The organism is Luteimonas soli, from assembly GCF_042648865.1.
GTDB classification, from domain to species: Bacteria; Pseudomonadota; Gammaproteobacteria; order Xanthomonadales; family Xanthomonadaceae; genus Luteimonas; species Luteimonas soli.
Genome location: NZ_JBHRYA010000003.1, coordinates 278,339 through 292,788, shown reverse-complemented (window position 1 = coordinate 292,788; position 14,450 = coordinate 278,339). Strand labels below are relative to the sequence as shown.

Sequence of the window (14,450 nt, the reverse complement as noted above, 5' to 3'; positions counted from 1 at the left end):
CACCGTCATTCCCGCGCAAGCGGGAACCCAGCGTCTTCAGCGTTGGCAGATGGCGCAACGGCAAGTCACTGGGTTCCCGCTTGCGCGGGAATGACGACAAAAAACAAGATGCTCATTCCCGATTCCCGAAACAGCCGCAGGCCTGGGTTACGCCCCCCGACGCCCGGAAGATCAAAAGCCGTCGGGGGCGTCAACCCGACTCACGCAACGCGGGTGATGGCCTTTTCCGATTCCCGATTGACGCTGCTTCTGCGAATCACCAATCACGGTCCTCACGGCTGCACCACCGTGATGCTCGCCGGCACCGCCTTGCCCACCCCGCGCAACTCTGGACGGTACATGTCCTCGACCAGCGGCGGCGGCACGGTATAGGTGCCCGGCGTCACCGCGCGGACCAGGTAGAACACGCGCGCGGTCCTGCCCGCGCCCAGCTTCAGCGCCGCCACGTAGCGGTCGTCGCGATACTCCTCGTGCAGCACGTCCGCGGCGCGGGCGCGGTCGGTGATCTCGATCCCGTCGACCACCACGTCCGCCCACTGCTTGCCGTCGCCGAGGTTGAAGTTCTCGACCTCCAGGCCAGCCGGCAGCAGGTCGGTGAGCAGCGCGTCGGGCATGGCGCGATCGGTGGTCACGCTTACCGCCACGATCAGCGCCTCGCCTTCCTTCAGCGGCGCCGGCTTCCACGGCTTGCCGTCGGTGCCGTACCACTTGCGCTCGACCTTGAGCTGGCTGAAATCCGGCTCCGGCGCCTTGCGCGGCACTCCGGCGACTTCCAGGCTGGCGTACAACGGCGGCGTGCCTTGGGGGTCGAAACGCACGCCGCGGGCCAGGGTGTCGTAGTCGAACATGCGCCCGACGAGTTTGGCCGAAGCGGCCGCTTCCTCGCTGTCGCCCACGTGCCAGGTGCCGGACACACGCTTGTCCTGCCCAGCCATCAGCGCCTTGCCCAGCCGCACCAGCGCCACCTGTTCCTGCGTGCTCATGTACAACCAGCCGCGGTTGCGGCGGGCATCGATCTCGCGCCCCAGGTCGATCGCGCGCGCGTCGTACTCCGGTTTCGCGAAGCCGCGCTCGTGGGTCAGCGCGATCATCAGCGCCATGTCGCGCATCGGGCTGCCGTAGTCGCCGAGATAGCCGGGGCGGTCGCCCTTGAACGCGAAGCCTTCGGCGATCGCCTTCTCGCCGCGGGTCTTGTCGCCCTGCATCGCCAGCGCCAGCCCCAGGTGCACCAGCGGCAGGCCGGTCAGCGTCTTCTTGCGCTCGTTGTCGTACAGCGCGCGCAGCGTGCCGAGCGGCGCGCGGTTGACCCGCGCCAGTACGTAGCCGGCGTGCGCCTGGTAGGCGAACTTCAGGTGCGAACGATGGTCGCGCCCGTAGAACTCGTTGCCGCCGGCCAGCAGGTCCTCGTTGAGCCGCTTCAGCGCCTTCTGCAACACGTTGTCGGGAATCCTGAAGCCGCCCTCGCGTGCGTCGAGCAGGAACTCGACGATGTAGGGCGTCAGGTTCGGGCTGACGTAGCTGTCGTTGCCCCACATCGAGAAGTGGCCGGAGCTCACCTGCATCGATGCCAGCCGGCCCAGCGCACCCTCCATTCGCGCCTGGCGCTTTTCGGCATCCATGCCGGTGGCGCCGAGCATCTTCGCGGTCGCCGGGTCCAGCTCCAGCGCCGCATAGCCCTTGCTCGCGGTCTGCTCGGCGCAGCCATAGGGATAGTTCAGCGCGCCCTGCAGGGCGCTGGCGAACGGGATCGGCGGGATCGCGCTGACCGTCATCCGCGCGTTGACCGAGCCGGGCATGAGGCCGTTGGCGAAGTCGCTGCCGAGCGACACCGCAGCCAGCTGGTCGAGCACTTGCGTGCGCGCATGCAGCACCCCCGGCCACGCAGGCCGCACCGGCAGGTCGTAGCGGCGGTCGACCTTGAAGCCGTTGCCTTCCACGCGCACGCGCACGTTGGCGGTGCTGTAGCCCTCCTTCGCGGTGATCGGAAAGCTCAGCGTCGACTTGGCCTCGACGTCGATCTTCGCGTCGCGGACGTTGTCACCCACCGAGACCGGGCCGATGCCGTCCACGCGTACCTTGAAGTCGCCGGCCTTGCCCGTGAAGTTGGTCAGGTCGAGCGTGACCGTGCTCTTGTCGCCGGGTGCGAGCACCCGCGGCAGGCTGGCTTCGGCCACGATCGGTGCGCGCACCACGGTTTCGACGTCGCGGTTGCCGTAACGGTCGCCGGAGAACACAAGCGCCGAGACGCGCAGCGTGCCGTTGAAGTCCGGTACCGGCAGGTCGATGCGCGCGTTGCCCTGCGCATCGAGCTTCACCGGGCCGGCGAACAGGTCGACGGTCTGCACCCGCGCAGTCGGTCGCCGCGCCTGCGGCAGCGCCTCGAGCGCCATGTCGCCGCCGAAACGCAGCTTGGCCATGCCGCCCTCGAAGCTCTCGATAACACGCCCATACAGGTCGTAGGCATCCACGCCCAGGCGGCGCTGCGCGAAGAAGTGCTTGTTGGCGTCGGGCACCGGGAACCGGGTGATGTTGAGGATGCCGACATCCACCGCCGACACCGTTGCATACGCCTGCTGGCCGGCAAGCTCCGGCACGCTCACCGTCACCCGCATCGGCTGCTCGGGGCGCATCTGCTCCGGCGCCTTGAGCCCGACCGCGACGCGGCGCGCCTTGCGCTCCATCGGCACCCATGCCACGCCGACAGCACGTGCGGGCGTGATCTTGCTCGGTGCGCTGCCACCGCGGAACACCAGCGCGGTGACGTAGACGTCGTGGCGTTCCCATTCGTCGGTCACCGGGATCTCGAAGCTGCTGCCGCCAGCCTTGACGTCGATGTCCTGCACGTACAGCAGCTTGTCGCTTTCGACCAGCAACACGCCCTTGCCCGCGTGCGGCGGCGTGAGCGTCACCTTGAGCTTGTCGCCCGCCCGGTAGCCGGTCTTGTCGAGCGACAGCTTGACCTTGTCCGGACGCGCGTCCAGGCCCTGGTTGTCGTCGTTCCAGCTCCAGCCGGCGCGGAACGGATAGCGCGTCGTCAGCTTGGTCGCCGGGTCGAACACGTCGACGCGGTACTCGCCCCACTCAACCGGGAAATCGAAGCGCACGGCAGTCGCCGCGGAATCGATCGTCTTCGTTTCCACGTTCTCGAAGCGGCGGGTGAAATCGTAGTCCCAACCCTCGTCCTCGTCGTAGTTCCAGTGGTAGTCGCGATGCTCGCGCACCAGCGTGACCTCCAGGCCCTTGCCCGGCCGCGGCTTGCCGTCGCTGCCCACGCGGGTGAGCTCGAAGCGCGCACTGGCGTTGCTGTCGGCGCCATCCTTGTCGTCGAACAGCGGGCGCACGCCCACCAGCGCGTCGGCCGGCCACATCACCCGCTTGATGGACCGGTTGACACTTCGGCCGCCCGTTTCGTACAGGCTGCCGGACACGACGACGGCCACCGGCGTCACCGGCTTGACCTCGGCCGGCAGCGGGATGTCCTGGCTGAGCTTGCCCTTGGCGTCGAGCTTGGCATCGACGACGTCCTTCGCTTCCCTGGGCAAATCCACGGTCGGATCACCGAAGAAGTAGCCCGGCAGTTTCTCCAACGGATGCTGCTCCACGGCAACGGCGAGCCTGGCGGTGAAGCGGTTTTCCGCCGCCGGCGCGCCGTAGAGGTAGGCACCGGTGGCCTCGAGGCGGAACGGCTGGCCCGGCTTGAGCACGGCGTCGGCCGAGGCCAGGTCGAGCTTCATGCGCTCGGGCAGGAATTCCTCGATCCGCAGCGTCATGCCCTCGACCGCTTCCTTGCTCGCCGGATCGGTGCGGAACTCCACCCGCCAGCGCCCGGTCGGCGCGTCCACGGGGATCATCTTCTCGAACTGGAAGTAGCCCAGTTCGCCGGCCTCGATGCGGCTGTCGACGAAGGTCTTGCCGTCGGGCTGCTTGAGCCTCACGAACAGCGGCTGCGCACCCTTGTCCTTGGCCGCGACCGGCTTGCCGTCGTTGTCGCGGAACAGCGCCGACACGCGCACCGTCTCGCCGGGGCGGTACAGGTCCCGGCCGGACCACGCGAACACATCGAACCACGCCGACTCGCGGCCGGCGACAGCGAACTCGGACAGATCGAGCGCCGGCTGGTTGAACGGCAGCAGTGAGATGTCGCTGCCACGCCTTGCAACCAGCACGTGGTTGGACTGCAGCTTGTAGTTCAGCAGCGCGTTGCCGTTGCCGTCGGTCTCGCCCTTGAGGAAGGTGTCGCCCTGCGGGTCGAGGATCTGCAGCTCGACGCCGCCGACCGAACCGCCGTCGCGCAGTGACGCCGTGTGCACGTACAGCTTGTCCTTGTAGGCGCGCGCGTGCAGGCCGATGTCGCTGACGGTGAAGAACGCCGTTTCGAAGCGGTCCTCGAAATGGCCGGGCCGCGTCATCACCGCGAAGTACAGCCCGGGCTCCTGCAGCTCGGCGATGTTCTGCACCGGCAGGTAGGTGAGCGAACGCTCGTTGCGCTTGCCGCCGAGCACGAACCGGTTCACGTAGACCGACTTGGCCATCTTCGACAGCGGCACGTGGTCGCCGTAGTCCCTCTCGAGCTCCCAGCTGCCACGACGCCCGCCGCGCTGGTACTCGTTGAAGAACTGCGACAGCGATTTCTCCTCCACGCGCAGGAACTCGACGTCGACCTCGTCGACGTTGACCGACACCACCGGCAGGCCGCGCGACTCCTTCGCAGGCAGCACGCTGCCCTGCGACGCGAAGCCCACGGCCGGCTCCAGTTCACCGGTATGGACCTTCTGCTCGACGTCCCTGCCGAGCTTGCTGCCGTCGGCGGCCATCAGCTCGCCGGAGATGCGCAGGGTGAAATCCTGGTTCGCGGCGACATGCGGATAGCGCAGGATCTTGCCCGAGTCGTCCAGCGACCAGCTGCTGGGTTTCTCCATCGCCTCGGTGAAGGTGACCAGTTTGTCGAAATCCTGGGTGCCTACCAGCGGCTGCGAGAACTCCAGCGCGATGGCCAGCGAGTCGTCGCTCTGGTCAGGGTATGCGCGCACCAGCGCGAAACCCTCGACCTGCGCCCGCTCGGCCTTGACCGGCTCGCCGCTGGCCTCGGGCAGCTGCCCCTGCGGGCTGCGCTTGCAGGCTACCAGGCCGATGGCCAGAAGCAGTACGACAGTCCATTTGGCGATGGCCGCGGCCACCCCGAAGTTGCGCTCGCGCATGTCAGGTCCATCTCCCGGGTCCGGGAAGAGTATAGGGTGAAGATCGCGGCGGTCGCTGCCCGAGGAGCGGCTTCGGCCATGGGCTTTGGCTCCTCTCCCTGCAAAAGCAGGGAGGAAGCTGGGAGGGAGTGTCGAAGGGTCACGCTGATCCGGAAGACACCCCGTCCCTCCCTGCCTTGGGAGGCCAAACAAGATCAAGAACCCGCGACTGAAGCCGCTCCTGCAGAAAAGCATGGGTGCGAAAAACGGAAAGGCCCGGCAAGCCGGGCCCTTCCGCTGGTCCTGTGTGCCGGGCTCAACCAGCGGGCGGCGATACCTGCTGTTCCGGCGCGGCCACGACGTCGATCGCTTCGTCGTCATCGCCCTCGTCCAGCGACGCATCTACCCGCTCGATCGCCTGCAGGCTCTCGTCGGCGGACAGGCGGATCAGGGTCACGCCCTGGGTGTTGCGGCCCACCTGCGAGATTTCCGAAGCGCGTGTACGCACCAGGGTGCCGCCGTCGGAGATCAGCAGCACCTCGTGGCTGTCCGACAGCTGGATCGCACCGACCAGCTTGCCGTTGCGGGCAGTGGTCTGCAGCGCGATCACACCCTGTGTGCCGCGGCCCTTGCGCGGGTACTCCGATTCCGGGGTGCGCTTGCCGTAGCCCCGCTCGCTGGCGGTGAGGATGTCGCCGTCGCCATCGACCACGATCAGGCTGCGTACTTCCTCGCCTTCGGCCAGCTTCATGCCGCGCACGCCGGTGGCGGTGCGGCCCATCGGGCGCACTGTGCTGCCGGCGAAGCGCACGGCCTTGCCGTTGCTGGCGAACAGCATGATGTCGCGGTTGCCGTCGGACAGTTCCGCGTTGACCAGCGCATCGCCCTCGGCGAGGTTGATCGCGATCTTGCCGCGCTGCAGGCGGTAGGCGTACTCGGTCAGCGGGGTCTTCTTGACCGTGCCGTTGCGGGTGGCGAAGAACACGAACTGGTCCTCGCTGTACTCGCGCACCGGCAGGACGGCCTGTACCTGCTCGCCTTCCTCCAGCCGCAGCCAGTTGATGATCGGGCGGCCGCGCGCGTGCGGCCCTGCGTCGGGCAGCTGGTGCACGGGCAGCCAGAACACCCGGCCGGCGCTGGTGAACGTCAGCAGCGTGTCGTGGGTGTTGACCAGCCAAAGCTTGTCGATGAAATCCTCTTCCTTGGTCGCCGCCGCGTTGCGGCCGCGGCCGCCGCGCCGCTGCGCGCGGTACGAACTGACCGGCTGGCGCTTGGCATAACCCGAGTGCGAAAGCGTGACCACCACGTCTTCCGGCGCGATCAGGTCGAGGATGTCCAGGTCTTCCTCGCTGGCGCGGATCTCGCTGCGGCGGTCGTCGCCGAACTCTTCCTTGACGTTGCGCAGCTCGGTGCGGATCACCTCCAGCAGCACGTCCGGATCCTCGAGGATCTCGATCAGGCCGCGGATGGTGTCCAGCAGCAGCTTGTACTCCTCGGTCAGCTTCTCCTGCTCCAGCCCGGTGAGGCGATGCAGGCGCATCTCGAGGATCTGCTGGGCCTGGGTCTCGGTCAGCTGGTAGCGGCCGTCGACCAGGCCCACGCCCGCGGGGAGGTCGTCGGGACGCGAGGCATCGCTGCCAGCCGAGGCGAGCAGCGCGCCGACCAGGCCGGGCTCCCAGGTACGCGCCAGCATCCGCTCGCGGGCTTCGTTGGGATTGGCCGAGGTCTTGATCAGCTCGATCATCTCGTCGATGTTGGCCAGCGCGACGGTCAGGCCCTCGAGCACGTGGGCGCGCGCGCGCGCCTTGCGCAGTTCGAAGATCGTCCTGCGCGTGACCACCTCGCGGCGGTGGCGGACGAAGGCCTCGAGGATCTGCTTGAGGTTCAGCAGCTGCGGGCGGCCGTCGACCAGCGCCACCATGTTGACGCCGAACACCGACTCCATCTGCGTCTGCTGGTAGAGGTTGTTGAGCACGACCTCGGCCGAGTCGCCGCGCTTGACCTCGATGTAGATGCGCATGCCGTCCTTGTCGGACTCGTCGCGCAGCTCGCTGATGCCCTCGAGCTTCTTTTCCTTGACCAGGTCGGCGATCTTCTCGATCAGCCGCGCCTTGTTCACCTGGTACGGGATCTCGGTGACGATGATCGACTCGCGGCCGTTGTCGGCCACCTCGACGTCGGCGCGCGCACGCATGCGCACCCGGCCGCGGCCGGTGCGGTAGGCCAGGTGGATGCCACCGACGCCGTTGATGATGCCGGCGGTGGGGAAATCCGGGCCGGGGATGTGCTCCATCAGGCCGTCGATGTCGATCTGCGGGTCGTCGATCAGCGCGATCAGCGCATCGACGACTTCCGACAGGTTGTGCGGCGGGATGTTGGTGGCCATGCCCACCGCGATGCCGGCCGAGCCGTTGACCAGCAGGTTCGGGAACCGGGTCGGCATGACCGTCGGCTCCAGTTCCTTCTCGTCGTAGTTGGGCTGGAAGTCGACGGTTTCCTTGTCGATGTCGGCCATCAGCTCGTGGCTCAGGCGCGCCATCCGTGCCTCGGTGTAGCGCATCGCCGCCGCCGAGTCGCCGTCGATCGAGCCGAAGTTGCCCTGCCCGTCGACCAGCATGTAGCGCAGCGAGAACGGCTGCGCCATGCGCACCAGGGTGTCGTACACCGACTGGTCGCCGTGCGGGTGGTACTTGCCGATCACGTCACCGACGATGCGCGCCGACTTGAAGTACGGCTTGTTGCTGTGCGCGCCGAGCTCGTTCATGGCGAACAGCACGCGCCGGTGGACCGGTTTGAGGCCGTCGCGGACGTCCGGAAGCGCGCGCCCGACGATCACGCTCATGGCGTAATCGAGGTAACTGCGGCGCATCTCGTCTTCGAGATTGACGGGGATGATTTCCTTGGCGAGATCGGCCATCTGGACTCTTTTCTGTGCGGATCGGAAGCGTGCCGCGCAACCCGCGGAACCAATCCGCGAAAACGCCTGCACAAGGGCGGAATTCTATCACGGAACCCACTTCCGATGGAGGGTCATTCCTGCATGGAAACAAGCACTTGCGAGTGTCCCGAACCGCTTCCGCAAGCGCCGCCGACGGAGGGCTGGCAGGCACCGGAACGCAACCCCTGATGGCCTGCATCGCCGCTGCATGTCGACATCGATCGTCGCTGTGGCACGGGCGGATGCGTGACAGTCGTCAATTCCATCCCGCGTGCAGCGCCGATAGGCTGCCCGCATCCAGTCCAGGGGAGAGTTGCATGTCGTGGGGCACGCTCGGATTGCGCTTGGCCATCGTGGTGGCCGCCATCATCGGCATCTGGCGCGGCGCGTCCATGCTTTGGGGCGACACCCACGATCCAGCCACCCACCTGCTGCGCGGTGCCTGCATCTCGCTGATGGTGCTGGCCCTGGTCGCGTTGCTGCTCCGGCTCGACCGGCTGCGCGGGAGCGAGATCGGCCAGCTGGGTCCGGCGGCGAACGTTCGCGCTTTCGCGCTGGGCGCAGGCCTCTGGCTGCTGCCCGCACTGGTGGGTGCGGCGCTGTGCATCGCACTCGGCTGGGCCTCGATCAGCCTGCGGTCCACGCCGTCCACCATCCTCCTCGCGCTACCGCCGCTGGCCCTGGGCGTGTTCCTGGTCGAAGCCTTCCCCGAGGAACTGGCGCTGCGCGGCTACGTCCAGGGCCTGGTCGCGCGCAAGGCTGCGCCTTGGGTCGCACTGCTGGCGCAGATGGTCGTGTTCGTCGGCTTCGGCTGGGCGGTGGGCGCACTGCATTCGGTCGAGCAGTGGATGTTCATCCCCGGACTGGCGCTGATCCTGGGCTATGTGCGCGCCCTGACCGGCAATGTCTGGGCATCCATGGGCGTGCACTGCGCCTGGATGACGAGTACCCAACTGCTGAACGGGCACGCAGCCGTGGAAGGCCTGCAGACGCTGCAGTTCCTTGCCTTCGCGCTGCTGCCTTCGGCCACCATCGGTGCGGCGCTCGGCGTGCTCAATCCCGGCTTTTCCTGGCGCCGCGCCGCGGCCGCCTGAACCGGCTCAGCGGCCGAACATCGCCCGCATCGATGCCTCGTCCGGGCGCTCGACGATGCCCTTCTCGGTGACGATGGCATCGATCAACGTGGCCGGGGTGACGTCGAACACCGGGTTCCAGGCACGGATCCCCTCGGCCACGATGCGGCTGCCGGCAACGCCCAGCAGTTCGGCCTGATCACGCTCCTCGATTTCGATCAGGTCGCCGGAAGCGGTATCCATGTCGACCGTCGACGACGGGGCGACGACCATGAATTTCCTGCCGTGGTGGCGCGCCGAGATCGCCAGCTGGTAGGTGCCGATCTTGTTGGCGACGTCGCCGTTGGCGCAGATGCGGTCGGCGCCGACCACCACCCAGTCCACCTGCCCGTCCTTCATCAGGTGCGAGGCGGCGGCGTCGGCGATCAGGGTGGCGTCGATGCCGTCCTGCTGCAGCTCCCAGACGGTCAGGCGCGAACCCTGCATCCACGGCCGCGTCTCGTCGGCGAACACCTTGTCGATGCGCCCCAGCGCGACGCCGGCGCGGATCACGCCCAGCGCGGTGCCGAAGCCGGCGGTGGCCAGCGAGCCTGTGTTGCAGTGCGTAAGCACGCCGCTGCCCGGCTCGATCAGCCCCGCGCCGAGTTCGCCCATGCGGCGATTGGCAGCGAGGTCCTCGGTTTCGATCGCACGCGCCTCGCGTTCCAGCACGTCGCGCCAGTCGTCGCCGGCACCCGCCAGCGCGCGACGCATGCGCGCCAGCGCCCACGCCAGGTTGACTGCGGTCGGGCGTGCGGCGTTGAGGCGTTGCAACGCAGGTTCGATCTGCGCGAGCGCGGTGGCGCCGTCGGCCGCGTCGGCCTCCCGCGCCGCGAGCACCGCCCCCCACGCCGCGGAGATGCCGATCGCAGGCGCGCCGCGTACGGCCAGGGCGTGGATGGCGGCAGCCACTTCGTCGCTGTCCGCGCAGGCAAGGTATTCGACCTCGAACGGCAATCGGCGCTGGTCCAGCAACTCCAGCGATTGCCCGGTCCAGCGGATCGGGCGGATGCGATCATGACGGGCGAAGTCGATCGCCGGTGCGGATGTGTTCTCCATCGCGCCAGTCTAGCGGGCACGGCGCGCAGGCGCGCGCCCCGCGGCCCGCGTCAGTAGACGCGGAACTCCGCGCGGCAGCCGCCACGCACCCAGATGCCGCCGCGGTCCCAGCCCCAGTTCTGGCCCTGCACGCAGCGCGTCTTCGACAGCTGCCGGATGATGTCGACCCCGCGCCGGACCGAGGCGTTGCAGCGGCGCTGGCGGCGGTCATTCGACTCGCAGCGCAGCGTTTGCCCGTAATCGCCGCCGGGGCGATTGCCGTGACCGGGGCGATAACCGCCGCCGCCCGAGACGAATTCGGCACGGCAGCCGTTGGACACCCAGACCCCCCGGCTGTCGTAACCCCAACTGCGCCCCTGCACGCAGGACGCATCCGACAGGCGTCGCGTCAGGCGCACCCCGCCGCGGGTATCGATGTTGCAGTGCCGCGTACGCAGTTTCTCGGACTCGCAGCGGACGGTGCTGTTGCCGTAATCGTTTCCAGGGTAGTTGCTGCCGGGATGGCGATCGCCGGGGTAGCCGCCATCCGGATAGCCGCCGTAACCGTAATCGCCGGGATATCCGTAGCCCACGCAGCCCGCCAGGCAGGCCGTCGCCAACGCGATGACGAATCCGATTGCAATCTTCATGGCAAGCTCCTCGCAGCGAATGGGACGGAATCTACATCTTCCATGTGAACGGAAGCGCGAAAGCGCATCCCTGCGTTGACAGGCCCGGAAATCCGTTCAGGCGCGAGCAAAGTCGAAGGCCAGCACGTCTGCGATCGCATCGGTGCCCAGCATCGCCATCAGCAGGCGGTCCACGCCCAGCGCAACGCCGGCGCAGCCCGGCAGCCCGTGCGCCAATGCGGCGAGCAGGCGTTCGTCGATCCCCGGTGGCGACAGACCACGACCCTGCCGGACCACGAGGTCACGCTCGAAGCGCGCGCGCTGCTCGTCGGCATCTGCCAGCTCGTGGTAGCCGTTGGCCAGTTCCAGCGGGCCCAGGTAAAGCTCGAAGCGCTCCGCGACCGCCAACTCGTCGGCCGCCGCCGCGTGGTCCGGCTGGCGGATGCGTGCCAGCGCGCACTGCGAGGGCGGGTAGTCGCGGACGACAAGAATCGCATCCCGCGGGAAGCCAGGCTGGATCCGGTGGGTCATCAGCAGGTCGAGCCAGTCGTCGCGGACGAGGCCGCGCGGGTCGATCTCGACATCGCCAAGCGCATCGCGCAGTGCATCATCGGGTGCAAGCATCGGATCGATGCCGAGTTCACGCAGGTAGAGGTCGCGGTAGGTCACCAGCTCGATGCTCGCCTCGCGTCCGACCAGCGCCAGCGCCATGCGTACCAGCTCCGCGGTTTCAGCGGCGAGTTGTACGTGGTCCATGCCGAGCCGGTACCACTCGAGCATGGTGAATTCGGGGTTGTGGCGGCCGCCGGCTTCGCCGTCGCGGAACACGCGGCCAAGTTCGTAGCAGTCGCCGAGACCGGCGGCGAGCAGGCGCTTGAGCGGATGCTCGGGCGAGGTGCGCAGCCAGCGCGTGCGTGGACCGCCATCGATGCGGCCGGAGAACTCCAGCGCGAACGACGCGATGTTCGGCTCGGTGTTGCCGGCCTGCGACATGACCGGCGTCTCGACCTCGAGCACACCGCGCCGGGCGAAAAATTCACGGATCGCCGCGTTGAGCCGCGCACGCAGGCGCAGCGTGTCGAACGTTGCCGAGGGTTTCCAGTTGCTCATCGCGCACGCCCGGGAAGCATTTTTCCGCTACGGATCAGGACCGACTCTGGCATCCCCGCGCTCTCATTCGTGTTCGGCGAGGAAAGCCAGCAGCCTGGCCTCGTCCCAGACTTCGATGCCGAGCTCCTCGGCCTTGGCCAGCTTGCTGCCCGCGGCCTCGCCCGCGACCACGAAGCTGGTCTTCTTCGACACGCTGCCGGTGGCCTTGGCGCCCAGCGCTTCGAGCTTTTCCTTCGCTTCGTCGCGCCCCATCGAGGACAGCGTGCCGGTCAGGACAACAACCCTGCCCTCCAGCGGACCGGCCTTCGTGTCGCTGCTCGCCGGCAGCAGCGCGCGCAACCCGGCCTGGGCCTGCGCGCTGCGCAACAACAGCGCGGCGTTGGCCGGATCGTCCCGCCACGCAGCCAGCGCGTCGGCGGTTTCCGGCGGCAGGCCGGCGATGACCAGGTTGTGCGCCGGCGCATCCAGCACGGCCTGCGCGTCGGCGAAGGCGGCGCCGAGCTGCGCGGCGCGCACCGGCGTGATTTTCGGAATCTCGAGGTCGACCAGCAGCGAGGCCAGGTCCAGCGTCTCGCCCAGCTTCACGTTCGGCGCATGTTCGTCGCCGATGCGCACGTCGCGCTCGAGCAGCTGGTCAATCACCTGCTGGTTGCCCGGCTGGTCGAGGAAGTGGCCGATCGCGCGCGCCACTTCGCCACCGATGTCCGGCACGCGCTTGAACAGTGGCCACGGCGTGTGGCGGATCAGGCCGAGGCTGCCGAACCACTGCGCCAGCGCCTTGGCCGTACTCTCGCCCACGTGCTGGACGCCCAACGCATACAGGAACCGCGCCAGCGTGGTGTTTCGACTGCGGTCGATCGCTGCGATGAGGTTCTCGGCCCATTTGGTGGCGACCTTGCCAGCCTTGACGGTCTCGGGCGTCGTTCCGTCGCGTTCATCGGCCCGGCGCTTCATCTCCAGCAGGTCGTCCAGCGTCAGGCGATACAGGTCGGCCACCGAATCGAGGTGGCCAAACTCACCCAGCGCTTCGATGTAGCGCTCGCCCAGGCCGTCGACGTCCATCGCGCGGCGGCTGGCGAAGTGGAACACTGACTGCGTGCGCTGCGCCGCGCATGAAAGTTCGCCGGTGCAGCGCGCGACCGACTCGCCCTCCTCGCGCACGATGTCCGAACCGCAGACCGGGCAGTGCTCCGGCATCGCCCATGGCCGCGCATCCGGCGGCCGCATGCCGGGCACGACGGCGACGACTTCCGGGATCACGTCGCCTGCGCGGCGGACGATGACGGTATCGCCCACGCGCACGTCCAGGCGCGCGACCTGGTCGGCATTGTGCAGGGTGGCGTTGGTGACCGTGACACCGCCGACGAAGACCGGCCTGAGCTTCGCCGCCGGCGTCGCCGCGCCGGTGCGGCCGATGTTGACGATGATGTCCTCGACGACGGTGGTCTGTTCCTGCGCCGGGAACTTGTGCGCGATCGCCCAGCGCGGCGTGCGGCCGACGAAGCCCAGTTCGCGCTGTGCGGACAGGTCATCGACCTTGTAGACGACGCCGTCGATGTCGAACGGCAGTGCGTCGCGCTGCGCGCCGATTTTTTCGTAGTACGCCAGGCAGCCTTGCGCCCCGGTTGCGGTACCTGCCAGCGAACTCACCGGGAAGCCCCACTCGCGCAGCTTCGCCATCACCTCGGAGTGGCGCGCCGGCATCGCGGCGCCCTCGACCACGCCCAGCGCATAGGCATAGAACGCCAGCGGACGACGTGCAGAGACGCGCGGGTCGAGCTGCCGCAGGCTGCCGGCGGCGGCGTTGCGCGGGTTGACCAGCGGTTTGATCTTGCCATCCGAGGCGCGCGCCTTTTCGTTGTAATTTTCGAAGCCGGCGCGCGGCATGTAGACCTCGCCGCGCACCTCCAGCACGCGCGGCCAGCCCTTGCCGCGCAGTTTCAGGGGAATTGCGCGGATGGTGCGCAGGTTGGCGGTGACGTCCTCGCCGGTCTCGCCGTCGCCGCGCGTGGCGCCCTGGACGAAGGCGCCATCCTCGTAGCGCAGGCTGATCGCCAGTCCGTCGAACTTCGGTTCCACCGAGAACACCGGCTCGGCGATGTCCAGGCGCTGCTCGATCCGGCGCTCGAAGTCCCGCACTTCGTCTTCGCTGAAGGCGTTGGCCAGCGAAAGCATGCGCTCGGCATGGGTGACCTGCGCGAATGCGCCCGAGGGTGCTGCTCCGACGCGTTGGGTCGGCGAATCGGGGGTGGCCAGGTCCGGGTGTTGCGCCTCCAACGCCTCGAGCTCGCGCATCATGCGGTCGTATTCGACGTCGGTGACGTCCGGCTCGTCGAGGACGTGGTAGCGGTAGTTTGCGTCGTCGATCAGGCGGCGCAGTTCGGCGATGCGGGCGGCGGCTTCGGGGGGCATTGCGGGATTCTAGGGCACCGCGGGTGGCGGGGGA

Annotated in this window: 7 protein-coding genes; 1 reads left to right on the top strand and 6 read right to left on the bottom strand. The window is 68.2% G+C overall.

What is annotated here, in order from left to right; genetic code table 11:
* Positions 1-272: 272 nt before the first annotated feature.
* Both ACFONC_RS04625 and gyrA read right to left on the bottom strand, forming a co-directional pair.
* The gene (locus ACFONC_RS04625) at positions 273-5,198 is read right to left on the bottom strand and encodes an alpha-2-macroglobulin family protein (protein WP_386742547.1); all 4,926 of its coding nucleotides are present in this window, start codon (positions 5,196-5,198) and stop codon (positions 273-275) included.
* Positions 5,199-5,493: 295 nt separating this feature from the next.
* Positions 5,494-8,094 (bottom strand): DNA gyrase subunit A, encoded by a 2,601-nt coding sequence (gene gyrA / locus ACFONC_RS04620; protein ID WP_386742546.1) that lies wholly within the window; start codon positions 8,092-8,094, stop codon positions 5,494-5,496.
* A gap of 338 nt (positions 8,095-8,432) precedes the next feature.
* Here gyrA and ACFONC_RS04615 point away from each other — a divergent pair, with 338 nt between their 5' ends.
* The gene (locus tag ACFONC_RS04615) at positions 8,433-9,209 is read left to right on the top strand and encodes a CPBP family intramembrane glutamic endopeptidase (RefSeq protein ID WP_386742545.1); all 777 of its coding nucleotides are present in this window, start codon (positions 8,433-8,435) and stop codon (positions 9,207-9,209) included.
* A gap of 6 nt (positions 9,210-9,215) precedes the next feature.
* Here the strand turns inward: ACFONC_RS04615 and mtnA are convergent, their stop codons facing one another.
* The 4 genes from mtnA to ligA form a co-directional block, all read right to left on the bottom strand.
* Positions 9,216-10,286 carry an S-methyl-5-thioribose-1-phosphate isomerase gene (gene mtnA / locus ACFONC_RS04610; RefSeq protein WP_386742544.1) on the bottom strand — a complete coding sequence of 357 codons (1,071 nt, stop codon included), beginning with the start codon at positions 10,284-10,286 and terminating at the stop codon, positions 9,216-9,218.
* Between the two features lie 50 nt (positions 10,287-10,336).
* Positions 10,337-10,915, bottom strand: coding sequence for a DUF3011 domain-containing protein (locus tag ACFONC_RS04605; RefSeq protein ID WP_386742543.1), 579 nt, complete (start codon positions 10,913-10,915; stop codon positions 10,337-10,339).
* A gap of 96 nt (positions 10,916-11,011) precedes the next feature.
* Positions 11,012-12,004, bottom strand: coding sequence for an EF-P lysine aminoacylase EpmA (gene epmA, locus ACFONC_RS04600; RefSeq protein WP_386742542.1), 993 nt, complete (start codon positions 12,002-12,004; stop codon positions 11,012-11,014).
* A 63-nt stretch (positions 12,005-12,067) separates the two neighbouring features.
* Positions 12,068-14,416 (bottom strand): NAD-dependent DNA ligase LigA, encoded by a 2,349-nt coding sequence (ligA, locus tag ACFONC_RS04595; RefSeq protein WP_386742541.1) that lies wholly within the window; start codon positions 14,414-14,416, stop codon positions 12,068-12,070.
* Between the last annotated feature and the right edge of the window lie 34 nt (positions 14,417-14,450).